This is a genomic window from Brevundimonas sp. SL161 (genome assembly GCF_049896985.1).
Classification (GTDB): Bacteria; Pseudomonadota; Alphaproteobacteria; order Caulobacterales; family Caulobacteraceae; genus Brevundimonas.
Genome location: NZ_JAFCVJ010000012.1, coordinates 14,519 through 37,226, shown reverse-complemented (window position 1 = coordinate 37,226; position 22,708 = coordinate 14,519). Strand labels below are relative to the sequence as shown.

The 22,708-nt window shown below is 67.8% G+C and carries 24 protein-coding genes; 18 read left to right on the top strand and 6 right to left on the bottom strand.

The annotated features are described in order from the left end of the window. Nucleotides 1-36 precede the first annotated feature (36 nt). The 4 genes from ACP7AU_RS10210 to ACP7AU_RS10195 all read left to right on the top strand — a co-directional run bounded on the left by ACP7AU_RS10210 (nucleotide 37) and on the right by ACP7AU_RS10195 (nucleotide 5,158). Nucleotides 37-1,341 carry a UDP-glucose dehydrogenase family protein gene (locus ACP7AU_RS10210; protein ID WP_426051333.1) on the top strand — a complete coding sequence of 435 codons (1,305 nt, stop codon included), beginning with the start codon at nucleotides 37-39 and terminating at the stop codon, nucleotides 1,339-1,341. Nucleotides 1,342-1,346: 5 nt separating this feature from the next. Then, entirely contained in the window at nucleotides 1,347-2,315 is a 969-nt protein-coding gene (locus ACP7AU_RS10205; protein WP_426051332.1) for an NAD-dependent epimerase/dehydratase family protein, read from the top strand. A 109-nt stretch (nucleotides 2,316-2,424) separates the two neighbouring features. Further along, complete coding sequence (locus ACP7AU_RS10200) at nucleotides 2,425-3,615, top strand: TMEM43 family protein (protein ID WP_426051331.1); 1,191 nt, start codon at nucleotides 2,425-2,427, stop codon at nucleotides 3,613-3,615. Nucleotides 3,616-3,649: 34 nt separating this feature from the next. Then, complete coding sequence (locus ACP7AU_RS10195; RefSeq protein WP_426051330.1) at nucleotides 3,650-5,158, top strand: UxaA family hydrolase; 1,509 nt, start codon at nucleotides 3,650-3,652, stop codon at nucleotides 5,156-5,158. A 16-nt stretch (nucleotides 5,159-5,174) separates the two neighbouring features. On the opposite strand, the gene ACP7AU_RS10190 is transcribed toward ACP7AU_RS10195, so the two are convergent. After that, nucleotides 5,175-5,606 carry a c-type cytochrome gene (locus ACP7AU_RS10190; protein ID WP_426051329.1) on the bottom strand — a complete coding sequence of 144 codons (432 nt, stop codon included), beginning with the start codon at nucleotides 5,604-5,606 and terminating at the stop codon, nucleotides 5,175-5,177. Between the two features lie 126 nt (nucleotides 5,607-5,732). Here ACP7AU_RS10190 and ACP7AU_RS10185 point away from each other — a divergent pair, with 126 nt between their 5' ends. From ACP7AU_RS10185 to ACP7AU_RS10170, 4 genes are all read left to right on the top strand, one after another. Continuing rightward, nucleotides 5,733-7,499, top strand: a complete 1,767-nt coding sequence (locus tag ACP7AU_RS10185; RefSeq protein ID WP_426051328.1) for an alkaline phosphatase family protein — start codon at nucleotides 5,733-5,735, stop codon at nucleotides 7,497-7,499. Between the two features lie 103 nt (nucleotides 7,500-7,602). Further along, the gene (gene pyk / locus ACP7AU_RS10180; RefSeq protein WP_426037535.1) at nucleotides 7,603-9,036 is read left to right on the top strand and encodes a pyruvate kinase; all 1,434 of its coding nucleotides are present in this window, start codon (nucleotides 7,603-7,605) and stop codon (nucleotides 9,034-9,036) included. 170 nt (nucleotides 9,037-9,206) lie between these two features. Beyond that, nucleotides 9,207-10,241 carry a DNA adenine methylase gene (locus ACP7AU_RS10175; protein WP_426051327.1) on the top strand — a complete coding sequence of 345 codons (1,035 nt, stop codon included), beginning with the start codon at nucleotides 9,207-9,209 and terminating at the stop codon, nucleotides 10,239-10,241. A gap of 41 nt (nucleotides 10,242-10,282) precedes the next feature. Beyond that, nucleotides 10,283-10,570, top strand: a complete 288-nt coding sequence (locus ACP7AU_RS10170; protein WP_426037539.1) for a hypothetical protein — start codon at nucleotides 10,283-10,285, stop codon at nucleotides 10,568-10,570. Here ACP7AU_RS10170 and ACP7AU_RS10165 read toward each other — a convergent pair. From ACP7AU_RS10165 to ACP7AU_RS10150, 4 genes are all read right to left on the bottom strand, one after another. Next, nucleotides 10,567-11,187: a ribonuclease HII gene (locus ACP7AU_RS10165; RefSeq protein WP_426051326.1), complete on the bottom strand. Its 621-nt coding sequence runs from the start codon at nucleotides 11,185-11,187 to the stop codon at nucleotides 10,567-10,569. The genes ACP7AU_RS10170 and ACP7AU_RS10165 overlap by 4 nt on opposite strands. A 154-nt stretch (nucleotides 11,188-11,341) precedes the next feature. Beyond that, nucleotides 11,342-11,926 (bottom strand): DNA-3-methyladenine glycosylase I, encoded by a 585-nt coding sequence (locus tag ACP7AU_RS10160; protein WP_426051325.1) that lies wholly within the window; start codon nucleotides 11,924-11,926, stop codon nucleotides 11,342-11,344. An 80-nt stretch (nucleotides 11,927-12,006) separates the two neighbouring features. Further along, nucleotides 12,007-12,984, bottom strand: coding sequence for a ferritin-like domain-containing protein (locus ACP7AU_RS10155; protein ID WP_426037557.1), 978 nt, complete (start codon nucleotides 12,982-12,984; stop codon nucleotides 12,007-12,009). Between the two features lie 144 nt (nucleotides 12,985-13,128). Then, the gene (locus tag ACP7AU_RS10150) at nucleotides 13,129-13,911 is read right to left on the bottom strand and encodes a YgfZ/GcvT domain-containing protein (RefSeq protein WP_426051324.1); all 783 of its coding nucleotides are present in this window, start codon (nucleotides 13,909-13,911) and stop codon (nucleotides 13,129-13,131) included. Between the two features lie 129 nt (nucleotides 13,912-14,040). Here ACP7AU_RS10150 and ACP7AU_RS10145 point away from each other — a divergent pair, with 129 nt between their 5' ends. Next, the gene (locus ACP7AU_RS10145; RefSeq protein ID WP_426051323.1) at nucleotides 14,041-15,030 is read left to right on the top strand and encodes a glycosyltransferase family 9 protein; all 990 of its coding nucleotides are present in this window, start codon (nucleotides 14,041-14,043) and stop codon (nucleotides 15,028-15,030) included. 174 nt (nucleotides 15,031-15,204) lie between these two features. On the opposite strand, the gene ACP7AU_RS10140 is transcribed toward ACP7AU_RS10145, so the two are convergent. Further along, a complete protein-coding gene (locus ACP7AU_RS10140) occupies nucleotides 15,205-15,585 on the bottom strand; it encodes a HesB/IscA family protein (protein WP_426051322.1) in 381 nt (126 codons plus the stop codon). Between the two features lie 60 nt (nucleotides 15,586-15,645). On the opposite strand from ACP7AU_RS10140, the gene ACP7AU_RS10135 reads away from it, so the two are divergent. The 9 genes from ACP7AU_RS10135 (at nucleotide 15,646) to ACP7AU_RS10095 (ending at nucleotide 22,690) form a co-directional block, all read left to right on the top strand. After that, nucleotides 15,646-16,827 (top strand): deoxyguanosinetriphosphate triphosphohydrolase, encoded by a 1,182-nt coding sequence (locus ACP7AU_RS10135; protein WP_426051321.1) that lies wholly within the window; start codon nucleotides 15,646-15,648, stop codon nucleotides 16,825-16,827. 79 nt (nucleotides 16,828-16,906) lie between these two features. Beyond that, a complete protein-coding gene (locus ACP7AU_RS10130) occupies nucleotides 16,907-17,647 on the top strand; it encodes an SPOR domain-containing protein (protein WP_426051320.1) in 741 nt (246 codons plus the stop codon). Between the two features lie 4 nt (nucleotides 17,648-17,651). After that, nucleotides 17,652-18,725 carry a beta-N-acetylhexosaminidase gene (nagZ, locus tag ACP7AU_RS10125; RefSeq protein ID WP_426037569.1) on the top strand — a complete coding sequence of 358 codons (1,074 nt, stop codon included), beginning with the start codon at nucleotides 17,652-17,654 and terminating at the stop codon, nucleotides 18,723-18,725. Nucleotides 18,726-18,734: 9 nt separating this feature from the next. Further along, nucleotides 18,735-19,553 (top strand): segregation and condensation protein A, encoded by an 819-nt coding sequence (locus tag ACP7AU_RS10120; RefSeq protein WP_426051319.1) that lies wholly within the window; start codon nucleotides 18,735-18,737, stop codon nucleotides 19,551-19,553. Continuing rightward, entirely contained in the window at nucleotides 19,550-20,206 is a 657-nt protein-coding gene (gene scpB, locus ACP7AU_RS10115; protein WP_426037571.1) for an SMC-Scp complex subunit ScpB, read from the top strand. Before ACP7AU_RS10120 ends, scpB begins: the two co-directional genes overlap by 4 nt. Before the next feature lie 159 nt (nucleotides 20,207-20,365). Beyond that, entirely contained in the window at nucleotides 20,366-20,491 is a 126-nt protein-coding gene (gene ykgO / locus ACP7AU_RS10110) for a type B 50S ribosomal protein L36 (protein WP_008263184.1), read from the top strand. 212 nt (nucleotides 20,492-20,703) lie between these two features. After that, nucleotides 20,704-20,979, top strand: coding sequence for a DUF2312 domain-containing protein (locus tag ACP7AU_RS10105; RefSeq protein ID WP_426051318.1), 276 nt, complete (start codon nucleotides 20,704-20,706; stop codon nucleotides 20,977-20,979). A gap of 155 nt (nucleotides 20,980-21,134) precedes the next feature. Then, entirely contained in the window at nucleotides 21,135-21,395 is a 261-nt protein-coding gene (locus ACP7AU_RS10100; RefSeq protein WP_426037740.1) for a hypothetical protein, read from the top strand. 491 nt (nucleotides 21,396-21,886) lie between these two features. After that, nucleotides 21,887-22,690, top strand: a complete 804-nt coding sequence (locus tag ACP7AU_RS10095) for a hypothetical protein (RefSeq protein WP_426051317.1) — start codon at nucleotides 21,887-21,889, stop codon at nucleotides 22,688-22,690. Nucleotides 22,691-22,708: the final 18 nt, after the last annotated feature.

The following is a 22,708-nucleotide window of genomic DNA, read 5'->3' as shown; positions in this document are numbered from 1 at the left end:
GCTAAGGCTGCCCGCGCTCTCGCTGGGAATGTTTTGATGCGCGTCACGTTGATTGGCACCGGTTATGTCGGCCTGGTGTCTGGAGCCTGTTTCGCCGACTTCGGCCACACCGTGGTCTGCGTCGACAAGGATCCCTCAAAGATCGAGCGGCTACATCGGGGCGAGATCCCGATCTTTGAGCCAGGCCTGGAACAACTGGTGGCCGACAATGTCAGGGCCGGCCGTCTGGAGTTTACCCTGGACGGCGCCGAGGCGATCCGCTCGGCGGATGTCGTCTTCATCGCCGTGGGCACGCCGACGCGGCGCGGCGACGGCCATGCGGACCTGTCCTACGTCTATGCGGCAGCCGAGGAGATCGCGGGCCTGATCGAGGGATTCACCGTCATCGTCAACAAGTCGACCGTTCCCGTGGGCACTGGCGACGAGGTCGAGGCCATCATCCGCCGGGTCAATCCGGACGCCGACTTCGCCGTGGTCTCGAACCCTGAGTTCCTGCGCGAAGGCGCCGCGATCGAGGACTTCAAACGCCCGGACCGCGTCGTGGTCGGTACGGACGATGATCGCGCCAAGGCCGTGATGGCCGAGGTCTATCGTCCGCTGAGCCTCAACGATTTCCCCGTCATCTATACGTCGCGCCGGACGTCCGAGCTGATCAAATACGCTGGCAATGCCTTCCTCGCTTTGAAGATCACCTTCATCAACGAGATCGCCGACCTGTGCGAAAAGGTCGGAGCCGACGTGCAGCAGGTCGCCAAGGGCATCGGTCTGGACGGAAGGATCGGCTCGAAATTCCTCAACGCCGGCCCCGGCTACGGCGGCTCCTGCTTCCCCAAGGACACCGTCGCCCTGGTCCGCACGGCCCAGCAGTACGGCACGCCGGTCCGGCTGGTGGAGACGACAGTCGAGGTCAATGACGCGCGCAAGAAGGCCATGGCCGACCGGGTCATCGCGGCCTTGGGCGGCTCCGGTGCGGGCAAGACCGTCGGCATTCTCGGCCTGGCGTTCAAGCCCAACACCGACGATATGCGCGACGCCCCCAGCCTCGACATCGTGCCCGCCCTGATCGCCGCCGGGGTCAAGGTCCAGGCCTATGATCCCGAGAGCATGCACGAGGCGCGGAAGCTTCTGCCTGACGTCGACTACCGGGACGACGCCTACAGCGCGACACAGGACGCCGACGCGATCGTGATTCTGACGGAATGGGATCAGTTCCGCGCTCTGGATCTCGACCGGATCAAGCTGATGGCCCGGGCGCCGGTCATCGTGGACCTGCGGAACATCTATCGTCCGGCGGAAATGCGCGCCCGCGGGTTCGCCTACACCAGCATCGGACGGGGCTGAGCCTCATGACCGTCGTTGTGACCGGAGCGGCCGGCTTCATCGGCATGCACGTGGCGCAACGCCTGCTGCAACGCGGAGAGACCGTCGTCGGCGTGGACGACTTCAACGCCTATTACGACGTCGCGCTGAAAGAGCTGCGGGCGGGGCGGCTGGCGACCTATCCGGGCTTCCGCATGGTGCGCGCGGATATCGCCGACGCCGAGGTCATGGCCGAACTGGTCCGCGCCTCGGGCGCCGACCGTGTGGTCCATCTCGCCGCCCAGGCCGGGGTCCGCTACTCGATCGAGAACCCCTTCGCCTACCAGCGCTCGAACCTGCAGGGCCACCTCTCGATCCTTGAGGCCTGCCGCCACAACCGCGTCGAGCACCTGGTCTACGCCTCGTCCAGCTCGGTCTATGGCGACCGGCCGCTGGCCGGGCAGGGCTTCCGCGAGGACGATCCGACGGTCAGCCCCGTCTCGCTCTATGCCGCCACCAAACGCTCCTGCGAACTGATCAGCCAGAGCTACGCCTCGCTCTACGGCTTCCCCCAGTCGGGCCTGCGGTTCTTCACCGTCTATGGGCCGATGGGCCGGCCTGACATGGCCTATTTCAGCTTCACCGAGAAGATCATGGCGGGCGAGCCGATCCAGGTCTTCGGTGAGGGCCGGATGGCGCGCGACTTCACCTTCATCGACGACATCGTCGACGGCGTCATGGGCGTGCTGGACAGGCCGCCGGCCCCGGGCGGGCACGAGATCTACAACATCGGCGATTCCAGCCCGGTCGGCTTGATGGAGATGATAGCCACCCTGGAGACGGCGCTGGGTCGCGAGGCGGTCAAGGTCATGCGCCCGATGCAGGCGGGGGACGTCACCGCCACCTGGGCCGACGTGTCCAGGCTGACCGCCCTGACCGGATATGCGCCCAGGGTCGCCCTGGCCGAGGGGCTGGGCCGGTTCGTGGCCTGGTGGCGGGACTGGCGCGGGCTGTAGGGCGTCGTCAGCTTCCGTATGCGCGCCATCGCTATCTCAGCGATGAAGCGGTGCTATATCTGCGCGCCTGACGGCCGGGTTTCGGCCGGATAGCTCGTGGGGGGCTCACATGCCGGATCAAGTCACAGTCACCACCAACAAGGGCTGGTTCAGCCGCATCGGCTCGGCCGTCGCCGGCGTTCTGGTCGGCATCGTCCTGATCTTCGCCTGCGTGTGGGGGCTGGCCTGGAACGAGGGTAATGCCGTCAAGGTCGCGCGCGGCCTGACCGAAGGCGCCGGTGCCGTGGTCGAGGCGCCCGCCTCTCCGATCGATCCCGCCAACGACCAGAAGCTGGTCCACGTCACTGGCCAGACCGTTGTCACCGCGCCGCTGGAGGACAATCAGTACGGTGTCGCCGCGACCGGCCTGAAGCTGTCGCGCACCGCCGAGATGTATCAGTGGCAGGAGGAGTCGAAGTCCGAGAGCCGCACCAAGCTCGGCGGCGGTGAAGAGACCGTCACCACCTACACCTACACCAAGGCCTGGTCCTCGACCGCGATCGACTCCAGCGCCTTCAACACCCCGGCCGGTCACGAGAATCCGGAGATGTCGGTCGAGAGCGCCGACATCTATGCGACCGACGCGACGCTGGGTGACTATCGTCTGGAGGAGAACGTCCTCAGCCAGGTCGGCGGCGCCGAGGCCGTGAACCTGACAGAACAGACCGATGCCATCGAGGCCGCCGCCGGCGAGGCTTCGACCCTGACGGTGTCGCAAGGCGCGATTTTCTTCGGCGAGACCCCGCAGACGCCCGCCATCGGCGACACCCGCGTCTCCTATGAGGCCACCCCGGCGTCGGAAATCAGCGTCGTCGCCCGTCAGAACGGCGACAACTTCCTCGACTACCGCGCCCGCAACGGCTCGGAATTCCTGCTGGTCGCGGACGGCGACGTGCCCGCCGGCGACATGTTCCAGTCGGCCCAGGACGCCAACAACGTGATCGCTTGGATCATCCGCGTCGTCGGCATGGTCCTGCTGATGGTCGGTTTCGGTCTGATCCTGGCGCCGTTCGGGGTGCTGGCCGACGTCCTGCCCCTGGCCGGAACGATCGTGCGGATGGGCACGGGCCTGATCGGCTTCGTGCTCGGCCTGATCGTCGGCACCGTGACCATCGCTTTGGCGTGGCTGGCCTTCCGTCCCATCACCACGATCATCATCCTGGCCATCGGCGGCGGTATCGCCTTCGCCGTCTACCGGGTCGGTCGCGGCCGTTCAAAGAAGAAGCTCGCTGCTGAAGCCGAAGCCGCACCTGCGGCCTGACGTTTCCGCTGCCTCATGCTAGGCGGGGAGGACCATGTCCTCCCCGTCCGTTCTCCGCCTCCATCCTGATGACGACGTCGCCGTCGCCGTCCGCGCCCTGACCGCCGGCGAGACCGTCGATGGCGTCACCGCCACGACCGATGTCCCCGCAGGCCATAAGATCGCGCTCAAGCCGGTCCCCGTCGGCGGCCAGGTCCGCAAATACGGTCAGGTCATCGGCGCGGCCAGCGCCGCCATCGCGCCCGGCGACTGGGTCCACGCCCACAACCTTGGCATCGGCGATATTTCGGCCCGTGCTGACACCGGTATCACGGCCGGCGTCGTCTCCGTCGCCAGTGAGCCGCGCACCTTCGACGGCTACCTCCGCGCCGACGGACGGGTGGGAACGCGCAACTATCTGGCGGTGGTCACCTCGGTGAACTGCTCGGCCATGGTCGCTCGCCGCATCGCGCGCGAGACCGAGGCGCGGCTTGGCGACCGCTATCCCCATATCGACGGCGTCGTCGCCATCACTCACGGCTCGGGCTGCGGCATGGCCTCCGGGGGCGAGGGCATGGACATCCTGCGCCGGACGCTCGCGGGGTATGCGCGCCACCCCAATGTCGCGGGCGTTCTGATGCTGGGCCTCGGCTGCGAGACCAACCAGATATCCAGCCTGATGGAGGCGGAGCAGATGGCGGGGTCCCGCGACCTCGGCGTCATGGCCATCCAGGACGAGGGCGGCGCCGCCTCGACCATTCAGCACGGCGTCGACCGGCTGATGGAGATGGCCGACCGCGCCGCCTCGCTTGAGCGTACGCCCCAGCCGGTGTCGAAACTGATTGTGGGTCTCCAGTGCGGCGGCTCGGACGGCTATTCCGGTATGACCGCCAACCCGGCCCTCGGCCGCGCCGTCGATCTGCTGGTCGCCCATGGCGGCACGGCGATCCTGTCGGAGACGCCCGAGATCTACGGCGCCGAACACCTGCTGACCGGCCGCGCCTCGCCCGAGGTCGCCGCCAAACTCATGGGCCGCATCGCCTGGTGGGAGAAGCACGTCGAGACGACCGGCGGCTCTCTCGACAACAATCCCTCCGCAGGCAACAAGGCTGGCGGCCTGACGACCATCCTCGAGAAGTCGCTCGGCGCCGTGGCCAAGGCAGGCTCCGCGTCCTTGGCGGCCGTCTACGAATATGCCGAGCCGGTCACGGCCCACGGCCTCGTCTTCATGGACACGCCCGGCTACGACCCCGTCTCGGCCACGGGCCAGATCGCGGGCGGGGCGACCCTGATCTGTTTCACCACAGGCCGCGGCTCGGTCTTCGGCGCCAAGCCGGCCCCCAGCCTGAAGCTGGCCACCAACAGCGCCCTGGCCCGCCGCATGCCGGACGACATCGATATCGACTGCGGCCGCGTGCTGGACGAGGGGATATCGCTGGACGCCCTCGGCGCCGAGATCTTCGAGACCATCATCGCCACCGCCTCGGGCAAGGTGACGGCCTCGGAGGCGCTGGGCTTCGGCGAGGACGAGATCCAGCCCTGGCGCCTCGGCGCGACGATGTAGACCCCGACAGGCGGACCTAGTCCGCCTGGGTCTTCAGATACGCAATGATGTCGGCGCGGCGCTGGCCGTCCTTGATGCCGACGAAGGTCATCTTCGTGCCTGGCAGATACCCGCGCGGATTCTCGAGGAAGTCGTACAGCCGCTGTTCGTCCCAGGCTCCGCCTGCTGCGGCCATGGCGGTGCTGTAGCGATAGTCCGCCACCGTCCCGACCGGTCGCCCGACGATCGTGTGCAGGCTCGGCCCGACCCGGTTCACCCCGGCCTCGACCGCATGACAGCTGCGGCATTGGCCGAAGCCGATCCGCCCCGCCTCGGCATCGCCCGTCAGTCGGGTTATATCGGCGACCTGAACGACGGGCGCCTCAGGCTTGTCCGGCCGAGCGGGCTCGCCGGAACAGGCCGCCAGCAGGCTGGCGCCCAGCAGCGTCAGGACTTGCAATCTATTCATGGACGCCTCGTTTCGCAGCCGACCTAGGCTGTGGTCCACAGCCCTGTCAACGCGACGCGACGCGCGTCTTGGAGACGTAACGATGTGGGTCTAAGCGGGGCCATTGCAACTGCTCCGGTGTCCTTGATGTCCCGACTGTCCGCTCCCCTGCTGCTGACCTTGGCGACCTGTCTCATCGCCCCGGCGGCAATGGCTCAGACCCCGTCATCGGCGACTCCTGGCCCGCCGCCCGAGCGCCCGTCGCTGGTCGTGACGATCGTCGTCGATCAGCTCAGTTCGAATCTCTTCAACCAGTACCGCGACCGCTTCACCGGCGGCCTGCATACCCTGGCCTCTACCGGCCTCGTATACGCCAATGGCTTCCAGCAGCATGCGATGACCGAGACCTGCCCGGGTCACGCCACGATCCTGACCGGGGTCAACCCGGCCAGTGCGGGCATCCCCGCCAATGACTGGATCGACCGCACGACCGGCGCGGAAGTCTATTGCCTGGCCGCACCCCGGAACACGCTCGCCCACGGCCGCATCACCGACAACGGCCCGGTCGGCCCCGATCAACTGCTCGCGACGACCCTGGGTGACTGGCTCAAGGCCGGGAGTCCCACCAGCCGCATCTTCGCGGTCTCCGGCAAGGACCGCGGCGCCATCAACCTGGCCGGCCACCATGGCGACGGCGCCTTCTGGATGACCGACGGCTTCGGCTTCACCACCTACGTCGAACCGGGCCAGACGGCCGAGGCCAAGCTTGCGCCCGTCGCCGCCCTGAACGCCCGCATCAACGCCCGTCTGGCCGCCTCTCCACCGACCTGGACCTACACCCGCGCCGAGTGCCGCGCCCTGGAAGGTGACTGGACCATAGGAACCGAGACCTTCCACGCCACCTTGCCGCCCGCGACGGGCTTCAAGCTGGACACGTCGCCGATTCTCGACGAGCTGACGCTGGAGGCCGCGACCGAGTTGCTGGACACCCAGTCGCTGGGGCGTCGCGGCGTCACCGACATCCTCGGCGTCAGCCTCTCGGCCACCGACCGGATTGGCCATGCCTTCGGCACCCAGGGGCCGGAGATGTGCGAGCAGATGTACCGGCTTGACGCCGCCCTTGGCGTCTTCATGGATCGCCTGTCCCAGCTTCCGGGCGGCGTTGTCGTCGTCCTGACTGCCGACCATGGCGGCTCTGACTTCCCCGAACGGATGCAAGAGCGCGGCTACGACGACGCGGTGCGCGGCGACCCGGCTCTGTTGGGCCGCATCAATACGGCGCTCAGGGACCGCTTCAACCTGACCGTCGATCCGCTGTCCTATGGCGGCTCCGGCCTGATGGTCGTGGGTGCGGGCAATGTGGAACTGGCCGACCGTCGCCGCGACCAGATCGCCGCAGCCGCCGTCGCCCTCCTGCGCGCCGAGCCCAATGTCGCCGGCGCCTGGACGATCGAGGATGTGCTGGCCTCGCCCCTGCCGCCGCGCAACCTGAGCCCCCAGGAACTGACCCTGCTCCAGCGCCACCGCCTCGGCGCCGTCGAAGGCCGCTCGCCCGACATCGTCGTGGCCCAATGGCCGAACACCACCACGGTCGCGGGCCGCGTCGGCGGCACCCTGTCCACCCACGGCACGCCCTGGGACTATGATCGCGGCGTGCCGATCGTCTTCTGGTCTCCGAACATGCAGGGCCAGGAGCGGTTCTTCCCCATCCGCACCATCGACATCGCCCCGACCCTGGCCAATATCGTCGGGGTCGAGGCCCCGACAACGGTCGAGGGTCGCTGCATGGATCTGGGACTGTTCGGCGCCGGCGATTGCCCTGTCGTCGCTCCGGCGGCGTCGGCGGCCGAACGTCGCCCCTCCGCCCTCCAGCGCACGGTGACCGGGATGGCTCGTCGACTCGGCGCCAGGTAACAGAGACTCACTTCTCGTTTCCCGTGGGGGAGCCGGCCTTCCTCCCGGCGCGTTTCGTGGCACAACGTCGTCTCAGGAAACGCGACCGGCCAACGGGACCATCATGAACAGAGCACGCCGCGCGCGCATCGTCGCGACCCTGGGACCGGCCAGTCGGGCTCCCGGCATGGTCAAGGCCCTGGCCCAGGCGGGGGTCGATGTCTTCCGCCTGAACTTCAGCCATGGCTCGCATGAGGATCACGCCGCCAACCTGAAGGCCGTGCGCGGCGCCGAACTGGCGCTGAAGCGTCCGCTGGGCGTCCTCGCAGACCTGCAAGGCCCCAAGCTGCGCCTCGGCCGCTTCGCCGATGTCGAAATCTCGGTGAAGCCGGGCCACAAGATGCGCTTCGACCTGGATCCGACGCCCGGCGACGAGACGCGGGTTCAGATGCCGCACCCGGAAATCTTCAAGGCCCTCCGAGAAGGCATGCTGCTGCTGCTCGACGACGGTCGGGTCCGTCTGCGCGTAGGAAAGCGCACCGACGAATGGGCCGACGTGACCGTCGAGAGCGGTTCGAAGCTGTCGGATCGCAAGGGCGTCGCCGTGCCCGAGGCCGTGGTGCCCGTCTCGGCTCTGACCGCCAAGGACCGCGAGGATCTGGCCTTCGCCCTGCGCATCGGCGTCGACTGGGTCGCCCTGAGCTTTGTTCAGAAGGCCGAGGACATGGCCGAGCTGAAGGCGATCGTGAAGGGCCGCGCCGCCTGTCTCGCCAAGATCGAAAAGCCCCAGGCGCTCGACGCCCTCGAAAGCATCCTCGACTACTGCGACGGCGTCATGGTCGCGCGGGGCGACCTGGGCGTCGAGATGGAGCCGGAAGAGGTGCCCGTCGCCCAGAAGCGCATCATCCGCGCCGCCCGCCAGCGCGGCGTGCCGGTCATTGTCGCCACCCAGATGCTGGAATCGATGACAACCTCGCCCGCGCCCACGCGGGCCGAGGCCTCAGACGTCGCCAATGCGGTCTACGAAGGCGCCGACGCCCTGATGCTGTCGGCCGAGACGGCGTCCGGCGACTATCCGCTCGAGTCCGTCGGAATCATGAACCGGATCATGGAGCGGGTCGAGGCCGACCCCCTGTGGCCCAGCCTGATGGACGCCGAACACACGGGCATGGACGACATCGACGCCGACGCGCTTGTCGCTGCGGCCCGCAAGGCCGGCGAGGCCCAGTCCACCGCCTGTATCGTCGTCTTCACCACCCTCGGCGGCACCGCCCGGCGCATGTCGCGCGAACGCCCGCTCCAGCCGGTGCTGGCCCTGACCCCCAACCCCGACACCGCGCGTCGCCTGTCGCTGGTCTGGGGTCTGGAACCGCGCCTCGGCAAGGAGCCTGCCTCCCTGGAGGACGTCACAGAGGATGCTGTGAGATCAGCCATCGAATACGGCCTCGCCCAGCCGGGCCAGCGCGTCCTGATCCTGGCCGGAACGCCCTTCGGCGCGCCGGGGGCTGCGAATCTCCTGCGACTGGCGCATGCTCCGATGAAGAAGGCGCGCAAATAGCAATCCTCCCCGTAGGGGGAGGGGGACCGCGAAGCGGTGCAGGGGGCCAACCCCGGACACCGCACTCGCCGTGAGCCCCCTCCGTCACGGCGCGAAGATGCGCCGCGCCTTGAGGAGCTGCTCGTATACGAGCAGACCGCAAGCCCCGACGGGGGAGGATTGGGAGCGTCATGATCAAATACCTCGGCTCCAAGCGGGCCCTGCTGGATCCGATCGCCGCCGCCGTCCGCGCCCTGCTGCCGGAGGGCGGCCACATCTGCGACCTGTTCTCCGGCACGGCCCGCGTCGGCCATGCCCTGAAAGGCACCGGCTTCCAGGTCTGGTCCAACGATCACAACGCCTATGCCCACGCTCTCGCAACCGCCTATGTCCAGGTTGACCGCGACGTGTGGGCGGATAGAGCCGAGGCCGTCCTCGCCGACCTCTCCACCACGCCCCCCGCCGCCGGTTGGTTCACCAGGGCCTTCTGCGAGGACGCCCGCTATTTCACGCCCGAGAATGGCGCCCGCATCGACGGCATGCGCGACCGGATCGAGGCCATGGGTTTGGAGCCCGAACTCAAGGCCATCGCCCTTGTCAGCCTGATGGAGGCCGCCGACCGGGTCGATTCCACGGCCGGTCTGCAGATGGCCTATATGAAGTCCTGGGCCGCGCGGGCGCTGAAACCCCTGACGCTGCGGATGCCGACGCTGCGGCCCGCCGTCGCCGCCGGTCCCTGCCGCGCCACCCGGGCCGATGCGCTGGAGACCGCCGCCGCCTTCGACGGCGATCTCGTCTATCTCGACCCGCCCTACAACCAGCACTCCTACCTCGGGAACTACCATGTCTGGGAAAGCCTGATCCTGTGGGACCGGCCCGAGACCTACGGGATCGCCAACAAGCGGATCGACGTAAAGACGAGGAAGAGCGCCTTCAACTCCCGCCCCGGCATCGGCCCGGCGTTGCAGGCCGTGATCGAGGCGATCCGCGCGCCCAACCTGATCGTCTCCTTCAACGACGAAGGCTATCTGAGCCGCGATCAGCTGGTCGAGATGCTGTCGGCGCGCGGCCATGTGCAGGTCGTGGAAATCCCGCGCCCCCGCTACGTCGGCGCCCGTATCGGCATCCATAATCCCAAGGGCGAGAAAGTCGGGGCCGTGGGGCGTCTGCGCAACGTCGAATACCTGTTCGTGGTCACTGAACGGCCCGTCGCACTCGCAGCTTGACCATTCTGGGAACGAGGGTCTCATTGCGTCGTTAGAGCGGCATGGAAGAGCTGATCGTGACCCAGGGCCCCGTCAATCCTACGCGTCCCGGCGCCGTTCGCGACGCTTTGAGCGCCTATCAGACCGCCGCCTGGCGTGCGCCCGCCGCGACCCGATTCGACAGCCGCCCGGCCAATGACTTCCTGTCGCGCGCAGAAGTCATCGCGCCGACGACCTATGGCGTCCAGCCGGCCGAGATGGAGCCCTTGCCGCGCTGGATCGTAGTCGCCATCGGCTGCGTCGTCGCGGCCCTGCTCGGCGCCCTGCTGGGCGGGATGATGTCCGTCTAGGTTTCGAGCAGCGCCCGGATCGGCGCCCAGCTGCGCCGGTGGATGGCGCATGGTCCCATGGCCTTCAGCGCCGCCTGGTGGATCGGCGCGTTGTAACCCTTGTGCGAGGCGAAGCCGTAGCCGTGGTATTCGGCGTCCATCTCGATCATGATCCGGTCGCGTGCCGTCTTGGCCAGGATCGAGGCCGCCGCGATCGACAGCGACAGTCCGTCACCGCCCACCGCCGTCTCCACGTCGCAGGGCAGCTTGAACCGGTAGTTGCCGTCGACCAGCGCCGCCTTCGGCTGCACGCTCATCGCCTCGATTGCCCGACACATGGCCAGGCCCGTCGCCTGCAGGATGTTCAGGTCCTCGATCTCTTCGGGCGAAGCGAACCCGACGCCCCAGGCGACGGCGCAGCGCTTGATCTCGACCGCGAGCACCTCGCGCCGACCAGCTGTCAGGGCCTTGGAGTCGTTGATGCCCTCGGGGATGTCGTCGGCCGACAGGATCACTGCGCCCGCCGAGACTGGCCCGGCCCACGGCCCGCGCCCCGCCTCGTCCACACCGCACACGAGCCCGCCGACCCGCTGCGCCAGCAAGGTCTCGAGCACAAGCGTCGGGAACGACTTTCCCATCCCCATCACCCTGCACCCCGGCGAAGGCCGGGGTCCAGTTGGAAAACCCGGTCTTCCGATCTGTGGAACCTGTGCCCGATCCCTACCGCCCGTGACCTTGATCTGGGCTCCGGCCTTCGCCGGGGTGCAGGGGGGGATTGTTGGATCACCAGGGTCACGACGCGCCCATAGCCCGGACATCCTCACAGCGGAAGCATCCGGCGACGTGGTCGTTGACCATCCCCGTCGCCTGCATGAAGGCATAGACGATCACGGGGCCGCAGAAGTTGAAGCCCCGCGTCTTCAGCGCCCTGGCCATGGCGACGGAGGCCTCCGTCTGGGTCGGAACGTCGCCGCCCACGCGATGTCCCTGCACGGGCGTCCCGTCCACAAACGACCACAGCCAGGCCGAGAAATCCTCGCCGTTGTCGCGCATCTCGACGAAGATCCGTGCTCCCCTGATCGCCGCCTCGATCTTGGCGCGCGAGCGGATTATGCCGGGGTTGGCCATCAGCCTCTCACGGTCCGCATCGTCGAACTTCGCCACCACATCCGGGTCGAACCCGGCGAAGGCTGCGCGCATCGTCTCGCGCTTCCTCAGGATGGTGATCCACGCCAGCCCGGCCTGGAACCCGTCCAGCACCAGCTTCTCCCACAGGGCGCGGGAATCGTACTCGGGCACGCCCCAGTCAGTGTCGTGGTAGTCGACATACAGCGGGTCCGTCCCGCACCAGGTGCAGCGTCCGGGGGATTCGGTCATGCCCGCAGCCTACCACGCCCCGAACAAGCGAAACCCCGCCCGTGTTTCCACGGGCGGGGTTCCTCGGGTCTCGACAGCGGTCAGGTCGTGCGGAAGCCGGCCGGACCGTTCATGCCGGCGGGGAAGAAGCCCCCGCTGGTCTGGCCTGTACCGGACTTCAGATAGACGATGTTCAGACCCTGTTGCACGGTGCGGCTGAACGCCAGGGCGTTGGCATCGCCCGGGAAGATATTGGAGGCGGCGGCGTTGCCGGTCCCGGTCGTCGTGATGCCCTGATCCAGATCCGTCGTTCCATCCAGGCTGTCACGAGCGTTGGAGATCGCCAGGACCGGCGTCTCCAGCCCCTTGGCGGTCAGCACGGTGCGAACCAGCCCGGCGTGATACGCCTCAGCCGCCAACAGGCCGGCTGCCGCTTCCAGGAACACCTTGCTGGTGACCAGCGGCGAAGCGCCCTTGTAGAGGGTCACGCCGACGTCTTCGAAGATGAAGGCGCCGAGCAGGAAGTTGTTGTCGTTCAGATACGGGTCGAAGGCCTGACCTGGCCCGACGAGACCAGCGGCGCGTGCAGCGCTGGAGAAGGCGCCGTTGGGATCGGTCCCGCCGACGTCGATCGCCGGTTGGGCCACGGCCGCGCTGCCCAGGGCGGTGCGCAGGAAGTTGACGTGGGCGACCTCATCGGCCGCGATCTCGTTGGCGTAGCGGCGGACGAGGGGATCGGAGAAGGCGACCTGACGCCCGCCGATGACCGCGCCCTGGGTCCCAGTGCCGCTCAGCGAGCTCTGCGGCAGGCCGGTCCCGAAAGCGGCAAACGAATAGAACTGGGCTTCCAGATACTCGAGCTGCAGCGCGAAGTTCAGGATCTCGACATCAAGGTTGGGCGAACCTGCGGGCGGGTTCTGGGCCACGGCCGTGTCACTGGAGCTGGAACAGGCGCCCAGAACTGCGCCGCCGACGGCGCCGACAGCGAAGCCGCCGCCCCATTTGAAGAATTTCCGCCGCTCGTTGCGGCGTTCGACCCGCTGGTCGAGGGCGTCGATGATGAGGTCTGTCTTGGACATGCCGAAAATCCTGCGTCTATGAGCCCGTTCCGCAGGAAGATACTCGTGACCGTGACGTTTGGTTGCGTCCGACCTTGGGCAATTGCCTAAATTTTTCCATCATTTAGCCGGACTTATCGTTTCAGCTTTGGCTGAATACGCGTGTCAGACTGGAAAGTAAGCTGGACGGTAGACCGCTGCCACACGCCCATCGACGGACAAATTTCCATCCACACGGTCAAGTCGCACCAGCGCCATCGCAGCCCCATCGCGACCGGTCAGGACCTCGCCCGCGCGCAGTTCGCCGTTCAGCACCTCTGTCCCGGCCGCCGGAGCCGGGCCGTCGAAAGTCAGCGGCAGCATCCGCTTCTTGATCTCGCCCCGCCGCTTCATCCGCGACGTTGTCTCCTGGCCGACGAAACACCCCTTGGCGAAGTCTATGCCGTTCAGCAGGTCGAAATTGGCCTCGATCGGATAGGTCCCGTCATCGACGTCCCGCGCAGGATCGGGGACCCCGACCGCCAGTCGGTGCGCCTGCCAGTCGTCCTCGCTCGCGTTCGCGCCACGCTCGCCGACGGCACGCCCGCCGAGCGCCGCCGTGCGCGGATCGGCGGTGAAACCTTCCGCGACGCCCGGCCAGCTGACCGCCACCGGCCGCTGATCGGTTGCGACCTCGACCTTCGCCCTCAACCTGTACATCGACAGCCGCTGGATCAGGGCGCCGCGTTTCTCCGCCGCCACGTCCAGCATCACCCCATCCTCGTCGCCCCACAGGAACAGGTCGAACAGCAGCCGCCCCGGTGGCGATAGCATCGCTCCGAACCGCAGGGCGCCCGGCTCGAGAGTCTCCACATCCTGGGTCAGCAGGTTGTGCAGGAAGTCCCGGGCATCCGGCCCGCTGACCTTCACCAGGGCGCGACTGTCGAGGCGGGCGATGTGTTCGGTCATGGGCGAGAGATAGGGGGTGCGAGGCGAGAAGGGGAGGGGAGTGATCCGTCTCCCTCCCCAAACGGGGAGTGAGAACGACGCAACAACCGCCTCACACTCGCCACGAGAGAATCCGTATACGGTGTGCCCATGAACGTGCGTTTCCCCATTCTCTATATCGCCGAGGCCGACGCGGAGGCCGCTGTGCTCTCGTCCGGCGCCCTGGCGCATCTCGTCGATGCCGTTCCGAACGCGGACTTCACCATCGTCGGCTCGGCGGCCTCCGCGCCCCTGTTCGCCGACACCCCACGCCTGCATCGCCTTATCGTGCTCGACAAGACCGGTCGCTGGGACTGGATCGCCCTGTGGAACCAGGTCCGCGACACCCGCTGGGGTCTCGTCGTCGACATGCGCGGCACGCGATTCTCCGAACGCCTGCGCCGCCAGAGGCGCGCCGTGCGCGGCTCCGACCTGCCGGGCCTGCACGCCGTCGAACAGGCCGCTCGCATCCTTCAGCTCGATGACATCCCCGCGCCGCGTCTGTTCTTCAGCGAGGAGACCCATGCCGCTGCTGACGCCCTGATCGGGCCCGACACGGCCCCGCTGCTGGCGGTCGGTCCCGGCGCCGACTGGATCGGCAAGCGCTGGCCGGCCGAACGGTTCGCCAAGGTCGCCGCGCCGCTTCTGGCCGATGACGGCCCGCTCGCGGGCGGCCGTCTGATGATCGTGGGCGAGGAGGCCGATCGTGACGCCGCCCACGCCATCCGCCTCGCGGTTCCCCGCAAACGGGTGATCGAGCTGCAGGGCAAGCTGACGCGGCTCCAGACGGCCGCCGCTCTGTCGCGGGCCTCCCTCTATATCGGCGGCGACTCGATCTGGACCCAGCTAGCGGTCGCTGCGGGCGTGCCCTCGGTCGCCGTCTTCGGCCCATCGGACGATGGCCTCGTCGGCCCATGGCAGGGCGTCTCGATCCGGGGCGAGCGGTCTCTGGACGAGTTCAAGGCCGTCGATCCGCGCCTGAACCAGGCCATCCACCACATGCTCGGCCTGCCCGCCGACCGGGTCCTGCGCGCCGCGCGCGGCCTGCTGGCGAAAAAAAAGGCGGTTCCGAACCCGGCGCCCCTCAAACCTGAAGTATAACAGCGGCGAAAGCTTCGGACTGATCGGACGCTTCGGACGGTGTTCTTGACGACCGGACCGCGCCCAAGACCCAGACCTTTGACCTGATCGTCCGTGGCCGGGTCGTCATGTCCAGCGAGGAGCTGATCGGCTCGGCCAAGGCCGCCCGGTCCGCTTCCAGGAAACATTGCCCGTCTAGAGGATCGAGAAGCTGACGCCGCAGCCGCAGCTGGTCGCCGCGTTCGGGTTGCGGATCACGAACTGGGCGCCCGCCAGTTCATCGATCCAGGCGATCTCGGAGCCCTTAAGGAAAGGAACCGAGATCGGGTCCACGAGCGCCGCCTGACCGTCGGTCTCGATCCGCAGGTCGTCCGCCTCGCCCGTCTCAACGAGGTCCATCCGGTACTGGAAGCCGGAGCAGCCGCCGCCGTCCACCGCCACGCGCAGCAGGACGGGATGGCCCTCGACCTCCGCCAGCCGGGCCAGTCGCCTTGCCGCGCTCTCGGCCAGCACGATGCCCTCCGGCGTGCGTTTCGCGATCTTCAGTTCAGTCGGGGCCGGTTGGACGGAGGTCATGCCTGTCTATATGAGGCTGCAAAGGCCCGTTCGCAAAGGCCGTCCGCGAGAACATTGCGCTTGAGCCAGACCGACGCCCGCGCTCCGTACGCCGAACTGGCCGCCAACTCGCGCGGACGCCTTGTTCCGGAGGCGCCGAGCCGCACGCGCAACGCCTTCGCCCGCGACCGAGACCGGATCATCCATTCCACCGCCTTCCGCCGCCTGAAGGGGAAGACCCAGGTCTTCGTGGCGCACGAGGGTGACCACTACCGCACCCGCCTGACCCACTCTCTGGAGGTGAGCCAGATCGCCCGTTCCCTGGCCCACGCCCTGCGGCTCGACGGCGAACTGGCCGAGACCGTCGCCCTCGCCCACGATCTGGGTCACCCGCCCTTCGGCCATGCGGGCGAGGACGAACTTCAGGCCCGAATGGAGCCCTGGGGCGGCTTCGATCACAATGTTCAGACGTTCCGCGTCGTCACCAGGCTTGAGACCCGCTACCCGGCCTTCGACGGCCTGAACCTGAGCTGGGAAACGGTCGAAGGCGTGGTCAAGCACAACGGGCCGGTCTCGCACATGCTGGATCAGCCGGCCTGGCGGGCTATCGCCGACTTCGCGCCGGGCTGGGACCTCCGGCTCGACAGCTTCGCCTCTCTGGAGGCCCAGTCCGCAGCCATTGCTGACGACATCGCCTACAACAACCACGACGTGGACGACGGGGTTCAGGCGGGGCTGTTCACCTTGGCCGACCTCGCCGACGTGCCCTTGATCGGCCCGGTGCTGCACCAGACCCGCCGCGACTGGCCCGATCTGAACGGGCGGATGATCCGGCTGGAGGCTGTGCGACGCATGATCGGGGTCATGGTCGAGGATGTCCTGGCAGAGACCGAACGGCGCCTGGCCGACGATAACATCCGGTCCGTCGAGGAGGTTCGGACCGCCCGTCGGACCCTGGTCCAGTTCTCCGATCCGATGATGGCGGACCTGGGCGTACTGCGCCGGTTCCTGTTTGAGCGAATGTATCGCCACTACCGTGTCAACCGGACCCGCAGCCAGGCGCGGCGCATCCTGGCCGACATGTTCCAGCTTTTCGTGGCCGAGCCAGAGGTCATGCCGACGGAATGGGGCGAGCTGGCCGCAACCGGGGACCTGCAGAAGCGAGCGCGCGCCGTCTGTGACTACATCGCGGGCATGACCGACCGCTATGCGATCGAGGAGCACCGAAAGCTGTTCAACCTCGACCTCGCCCTCGATCTGTGATTCGAAAGAGACGCTGCAGGGGCTAGACTGTCAGGCCGGAGCGTCGATTCGCGCTCTGGTCCCCGAGAAGGCGACGACCATGTCCTATGACGACGACCAACGCCCCCGCGACCGTGGCGCCTATACGCCGCCGACGGATGACGACCTGCCGTTCAACCGCGGCGATTTCGACGCCCGTCGAGGTCCGCCCGCCAAGGCCCCGCCGGTGACCTTGATTGTCAGCGCCGGCGTCCTGCTGGTGCTGATCATCGCGGTGGTGCTGTTTTATCGTTCCGGCCTGCGCTCCTCGACCGATGCGCCGCCTGCTGTCGGCACCCCCATCGCCCAGCTGAAGGTCGAGGCGTCCGAGGAGGCCCAGCCAATCGATCCGGAAGCCGGCGTCGGTCTCTACGACCAGGCCGAGGATGCGGCCACGGCGCCCGAGTTCACGGCCCCGCCCGAAACCCCGCTTCCCCGTCCCGCCCCGCGCCCGATCGAGACCGCCGAGGCCCTGCCGCCTGCGCGTCCCGCGACGCCCGCGCCCACGCGCCCTGCGGCCCCGGCCGCCACAACGCCCGCTCCGGTCGCCAACGGCGCCGGCGGAGCGGCTGCGGTCCAGATCGGGGCCTTCTCCTCAACAGCCATCGCCGACCGGGAGTACGCCTCGGTCGCCGCCCGTTTCCCGCAGTTCGCCCGCAACGCCACCAAGCGAGTGCAGGAAGTCACGGCGTCAAACGGCTCGACCGTCTATCGCACCACCTTCACGGGCCTCAGCCGCGAAGACGCCCGCGCCTTCTGCTCCGCCATCGAAAGCGGCGGCGGCGACTGCCTGGTGCGATAGGGATTTGAACAGCGCCGCCATCTATGGCTGCTCGGGGCCCGTGCTGACGGAGGAGGAGCGCACCTTCTTCGCCGAGGTCCGGCCGTGGGGTTTCATCCTGTTCCGCCGGAATGTGGACAGCCCGGAACAGGTTCTGAAGCTGACCAGCGACCTGCGTGACGCCGTCGGCTGGGACGCACCGGTGCTGGTCGATCAGGAGGGTGGACGGGTCCAGAGGCTGGGGCCGCCGCACTGGTCGAAATACCCGCCGGGAGAGGCCTATCTGAAGGCGACCAACGATTGGCTCGCGGCCCGGGAACTGGCGCGGCTGGGCGGCCGGCTGATGGCGCACGACCTGAAGGCGGTCGGCATCAACATCGACTGCGCGCCTGTTCTGGACGTGCCGACGCCGGGCGCCCACGACATCATCGGCGACCGCGCCTACGCCAAGGATCCGGCGACGGTGGCCCAACTGGGCCGGGCGGTCGCAGAGGGCCTGTTGGCCGGCGGCGTCCTGCCGGTGATCAAGCATATGCCCGGTCATGGCCGCGCCTTCGCCGACAGCCACAAGGAGCTGCCGACGGTGCATGCCGACCTCGAAACCCTGGACAACTGGGACTTCGCACCATTCAAGGCCCTGTCGGACATGCCTATCGGGATGACGGCCCATATCGTCTTCACGGCCATCGACAGGAAGCGGCCGGCGACCCAGTCGAAGAAGGCGATCAAGCTGATCCGCGACCATCTGGGTTTCGGCGGCCTCCTGTTGTCCGATGATCTCTGCATGAATGCCCTGTCGGGGACGCTGACGGAGCGGGCGGAGCGGTCGCTGAAGGCCGGATGCGACCTCGTCATCCACTGGACCGGCGACATGGCCGAGATGCGTCAGGTGGCCGAGGGCGTGCATCGGCTGAAGGGCGGGGCGGCGAAACGAGCGGAGGCAGCGCTGGCCCGGATCGTCCACACGCCGGAGCCGCTGGATGTCCGCGAGGCGCGCGACCGGTTCGACGCCCTGCTCGGCGGTCGGCTCGACGCCTCGCAGGGGCCGGACGTGGGCGAGGCGCAGGCCCCCGCCTCAAGCCGCGCCAACGCGCGGTAGGCAAAGAGAATGTCGGAAGCCTTCCAGCCCAATCTGGACTTCACGGCTGCGCAGGAGGTCGATGCGCGCGACGCCTTCGTGGTTGATCTCGATGGCTACGAGGGACCGCTGCACGTCCTGCTGGCCCTGGCACGGACGCAGAAGGTCGATTTGCTGAAGTTGTCGATCACCCGGCTGGCGGAACAGTATCTGGCCTTCGTGCATGAGGCCCGACGGCGGAACTTCTCCTTGGCCGCCGACTATCTGGTGATGGCGTCATGGCTGGCCTATCTGAAGTCGCGGCTGCTGTTGCCCCGGACCGACAAGGGCAAGGGCGACGAGCCGCCGGCGGAGGAAATGGCCGCCGCCCTGGCCTTCCGGCTGCAGAAGCTGGAGGCGATGCGGAAGGCCTCCGACGCCCTGTTGGCCCGGCCGCAGCTGAAGCGCGACGTGTTCACGCGGGGTGACCCGCAGGCGACGGTCATCGTGCCGTCCGACCGGATCGACGCCAGCCTGTACGAGCTGATGACGGCCTATGTCGGCCAGCGGCGGCGGGAACAGGCCCGGCACTACAATCCCGGCCAGCGGGTCGAGGCCTATCCGCTGGAGGCGGCGCGGGACTGGCTGCGCGAGATCCTGCCGCGCATGGCCGACTGGACGCCTCTGGAGCGGGTCGCGCCTGTCCGGGACGGCGAGGGGCCTAGCCAGGCCAGTCTGACCGCCTCGACCCTGTCTGCCAGCCTGGAACTGGTCAAGGAGGGCGCGATGGATGTGCGTCAGGAGAAGGCCTTCGACGAGGTCTGGTTGAAGCGGCGCGGGCAGGGCCAGCCGCTGGAGCTGACGCCATGAGCGGCGTCCAGTTCGCGCCCGACGAAGGCGAGATCGAACGGCGGGTCGAGGCCCTGCTGTTCGCGGCGGCCGGGCCGCTGTCGGCGGCGGATATCGCCCGAAGGCTGCCGGAAGGCGCGGATGTGGGGCGGGCCATCGCGGGTCTGCGGGCCCGCTATGAGAGCCGGGGAGTGGAGCTGGTCTGCGTCGCCGACCGGTGGAGCTTCCGGACGGCGGGCGACCTCGGCTTCCTGATGACCGAGGAGCGGGAAGAGCCGCGCCGGCTGTCCAGGGCGGCGCTGGAGACCCTGGCCATCATCGCCTACCACCAGCCCGTCACCCGGGCCGAGATCGAGAGCGTGCGAGGCGTTTCGATCTCCCGGGGGACGCTGGACCTGCTGCTGGAGATGGGGTTCGTGCGGCTGAGGGGCCGTCGGCGGACGCCGGGGCGGCCGGTGACCTATGCGACGGCAGATCGGTTCCTCGAGCATTTCGGCCTGGCCAGCCTCTATGACCTGCCAGGCGCCGCGGAGATGAAGGCGGCGGGGCTGCTGGACCTGTCCCTGCCCGTCGGGTTCGAGGTTCCGGACCCGTCGCGGTCGGGACCGGAGGAGGAGGACCCGATCGAGGACGGGGATGCGCCCGAGTTCGCCCAGGACTTCGTGGGCGACTGATCCGGGACCGACTCGGGTTGACGTCTCGGGGGTGTCTGGCTATACGCACGCCTCCGCCGCCGGGCTTCCGCGCGGCTTTTCTATTTCTATTTGCCCCTAGCCTGCACTGAGCAGCGAGCCGCCGAGCGGCAAGCGTCAGCGCCACCAAGGATTCAGACCATGAAGGTCCGCAGCTCGCTCAAGTCGCTCAAGACCCGTCACCGCGACTGCAAGGTCGTTCGCCGCAAGGGCGTCGTCTTCGTGATCAACAAGACGGACCCGCGCTTCAAGGCGAAGCAGGGCTAAGGCTCTTTTTGATTCGCTGAGGCGCGCGACACGGTCGCGCGCTGCTTGAGCGCCGAAAGAACTACCCACAGGTCGCGGACTTTGTCCGCGACCTTTTTCGTGCCCGGCGTTGAGCCTGTGCCTCTGGCATGGTTAGCGTCCCCGCTCTTCTTTGTTGCCCTGCCGCCCATGGGCGACCTGAGGGCGGCCAGCCTGATACACGGAGACCTCCCATGGCCGACGACGCCACTTTCGACGCCTCGCCGGACGTCATGAACGCCACGGCCCAGGGTCGCCTGCGGACCATCATCGAGCGCATCGAGCGTCTCGAAGAGGACAAGGCCGCGATCATGGCTGACATGAAGGAGGTTTTCCTCGAAGCCAAGGGCGAGGGCTACGACGTCAAGATCCTTCGCAAGGTCATCCGCATCCGCAAACAGGACAAGGCCAAGCGCCAGGAAGAGGACGCGATCCTGGACCTGTATCTGTCGGTGCTCGGCGAGATCTGATCCTGAAGCGGACGCCCCTCTCGGGCGGTCCGAAGACCCAGCCAGGGTCACTCAAGCGCTCGACCGGGTTCAGGCCGGGATCGGGCTTCAAGACCAAAGACGCGCCGCCGCCCAGCCCGTTCGAGGCCGAGCGCGAGGCCGCGCGTCGCAAGGCGCTGAACGCCCTCAAACGCGCGAAGCGGGCCGCCGACAAGGCCGGGATCGCCCTGTCCGAATGGGAGGGGGAGTTCATCGAGGGCGTTTCTGACCGCATCAAGACCTATGGCCGCGCCTTCGGCGATCCCGAGAAGGGCGCGCCGGGCCAGGCCCTGTCGTCGATGCAGGGGCGCAAGCTGAAGGAGATCACGGCCAAGGCGCACGGCGAGGAGCCGAGGCGGCGCTGGGGTCGCAAGACGCCGCCGGCCGACGAATCCTGATCCCTACCGTCCGGATCGTCCGGACGAAAAACAGGGTGACGAAACGGACGAAACGCGAAAAAGTCGTTTCGATTCAAATCCTGACGCGACCCCTGTTTCGTCCGTTCGCCAGGGAGCCGGGCGGACCGCGCGCGCGCGGCGCGATGATTGTCAAAGACCCGGCGAACAGGTGGGGAGACGGTCGCGAGGTCGCAAGAGATGATTAGGAATAAACTCATATTTACATCGCCGAGACCTCGTCCTGGGGGGTGATAGCCCACCACCCGTTGCAGACCGTCGGCATGTCCATAGCCAGGAGAAAGACACCCCGCGGCTCAGCTTGACGAAGGTTGGCGGGCCAGAGCTAACTGACGCCGCCACAACCGGAGCGCGCTATGTTGTTGATCTCCCTTCTGTCCGCGATGGTCTTTCAGGACGCGCCTGTCGCTCATCCTGAGACGCCGCAGCAGTTTCGAAACCGGCGCTCTGCTTACGTCCAAGGAACGCTTAATGTGGCCTCAGGCGAGCGGGCTACCCTGCGTCAGAACGCTGATGGAACCTATGACCTGATCCGGGTCGACCTGATCCAGATGCGAGACGTCTTGCCGCCGTCGGACCGATCGACTGCGGCGGTGAACGATGCTGACGCCGGAACCCTGAGGTTCGCGCTGCAAAGTCGCCAGGACGTCGGCTCCATACTGAAGGTTGAGAACGGCCAGTCCCAGGGGCTGGCCTATTCAGGGTTCATCGTGCGCTACGTCGGCGGACAGGCGCGCGGGCCCGACCCGACTTCGGTTTGTACCGTGCCGCCAGGGATGGCCACTTATGAGCACTGGCCGGAGCCCATCATCCAGGTCGTGATCGGAGGGGTCCAGCGCTCCGAAGATACTGTGCCGACCTGCCCCCCGCACCTCGATAACCCGCCAGACGCTGCGGCAGATGCCCTTACCACGGAGGGTGAACACCTCGGGCGGCTATCGACCCTGTTCGCGCTGTGCGAGCCCTACTACACCGTCGATATCGCTGTCGGGCACCGCCTCGCCGACGATTTCGAGCGGCGCTCACGAGAGGTCGGTTGGACGGAAGAACGACAGACCGGAGCCTATGACCGGGGCCGAGAGGTGGAACGCGCCGAGGTGGGTATCGTCATGAATGCGGCCGGCGTGACGCCGCAGGAGGCGCGTCGCCTACTGCGCGACATGTACCCGCGCCTGAAGTCCCGGTGCCAATATCTGTCGCAGCAGGTCCCTGGCGCGGTTTCGGACCTGGAGACCGGTGACCGACGCCTGGACGCTGCCGCCCGTCGCTACCGCTAGGTGAGATCGGCTGGAACC

Excerpts from the sequence above, each read along its gene's own strand:
- ACP7AU_RS10210 (WP_426051333.1), top strand. The coding sequence starts at position 37 with ATGCGCGTCACGTTGATTGGCACCGGTTATGTCGGCCTGGTGTCTGGA.
- ACP7AU_RS10205 (WP_426051332.1), top strand. The coding sequence starts at position 1,347 with ATGACCGTCGTTGTGACCGGAGCGGCCGGCTTCATCGGCATGCACGTG.
- ACP7AU_RS10200 (WP_426051331.1), top strand. The coding sequence starts at position 2,425 with ATGCCGGATCAAGTCACAGTCACCACCAACAAGGGCTGGTTCAGCCGC.
- ACP7AU_RS10195 (WP_426051330.1), top strand. The coding sequence starts at position 3,650 with ATGTCCTCCCCGTCCGTTCTCCGCCTCCATCCTGATGACGACGTCGCC.
- ACP7AU_RS10190 (WP_426051329.1), bottom strand. The coding sequence starts at position 5,606 with ATGAATAGATTGCAAGTCCTGACGCTGCTGGGCGCCAGCCTGCTGGCG.
- ACP7AU_RS10185 (WP_426051328.1), top strand. The coding sequence starts at position 5,733 with ATGTCCCGACTGTCCGCTCCCCTGCTGCTGACCTTGGCGACCTGTCTC.
- pyk (WP_426037535.1), top strand. The coding sequence starts at position 7,603 with ATGAACAGAGCACGCCGCGCGCGCATCGTCGCGACCCTGGGACCGGCC.
- ACP7AU_RS10175 (WP_426051327.1), top strand. The coding sequence starts at position 9,207 with ATGATCAAATACCTCGGCTCCAAGCGGGCCCTGCTGGATCCGATCGCC.
- ACP7AU_RS10170 (WP_426037539.1), top strand. The coding sequence starts at position 10,283 with ATGGAAGAGCTGATCGTGACCCAGGGCCCCGTCAATCCTACGCGTCCC.
- ACP7AU_RS10165 (WP_426051326.1), bottom strand. The coding sequence starts at position 11,187 with ATGGGAAAGTCGTTCCCGACGCTTGTGCTCGAGACCTTGCTGGCGCAG.
- ACP7AU_RS10160 (WP_426051325.1), bottom strand. The coding sequence starts at position 11,926 with ATGACCGAATCCCCCGGACGCTGCACCTGGTGCGGGACGGACCCGCTG.
- ACP7AU_RS10155 (WP_426037557.1), bottom strand. The coding sequence starts at position 12,984 with ATGTCCAAGACAGACCTCATCATCGACGCCCTCGACCAGCGGGTCGAA.
- ACP7AU_RS10150 (WP_426051324.1), bottom strand. The coding sequence starts at position 13,911 with ATGACCGAACACATCGCCCGCCTCGACAGTCGCGCCCTGGTGAAGGTC.
- ACP7AU_RS10145 (WP_426051323.1), top strand. The coding sequence starts at position 14,041 with ATGAACGTGCGTTTCCCCATTCTCTATATCGCCGAGGCCGACGCGGAG.
- ACP7AU_RS10140 (WP_426051322.1), bottom strand. The coding sequence starts at position 15,585 with ATGACCTCCGTCCAACCGGCCCCGACTGAACTGAAGATCGCGAAACGC.
- ACP7AU_RS10130 (WP_426051320.1), top strand. The coding sequence starts at position 16,907 with ATGTCCTATGACGACGACCAACGCCCCCGCGACCGTGGCGCCTATACG.
- ACP7AU_RS10120 (WP_426051319.1), top strand. The coding sequence starts at position 18,735 with ATGTCGGAAGCCTTCCAGCCCAATCTGGACTTCACGGCTGCGCAGGAG.
- scpB (WP_426037571.1), top strand. The coding sequence starts at position 19,550 with ATGAGCGGCGTCCAGTTCGCGCCCGACGAAGGCGAGATCGAACGGCGG.
- ykgO (WP_008263184.1), top strand. The coding sequence starts at position 20,366 with ATGAAGGTCCGCAGCTCGCTCAAGTCGCTCAAGACCCGTCACCGCGAC.
- ACP7AU_RS10105 (WP_426051318.1), top strand. The coding sequence starts at position 20,704 with ATGGCCGACGACGCCACTTTCGACGCCTCGCCGGACGTCATGAACGCC.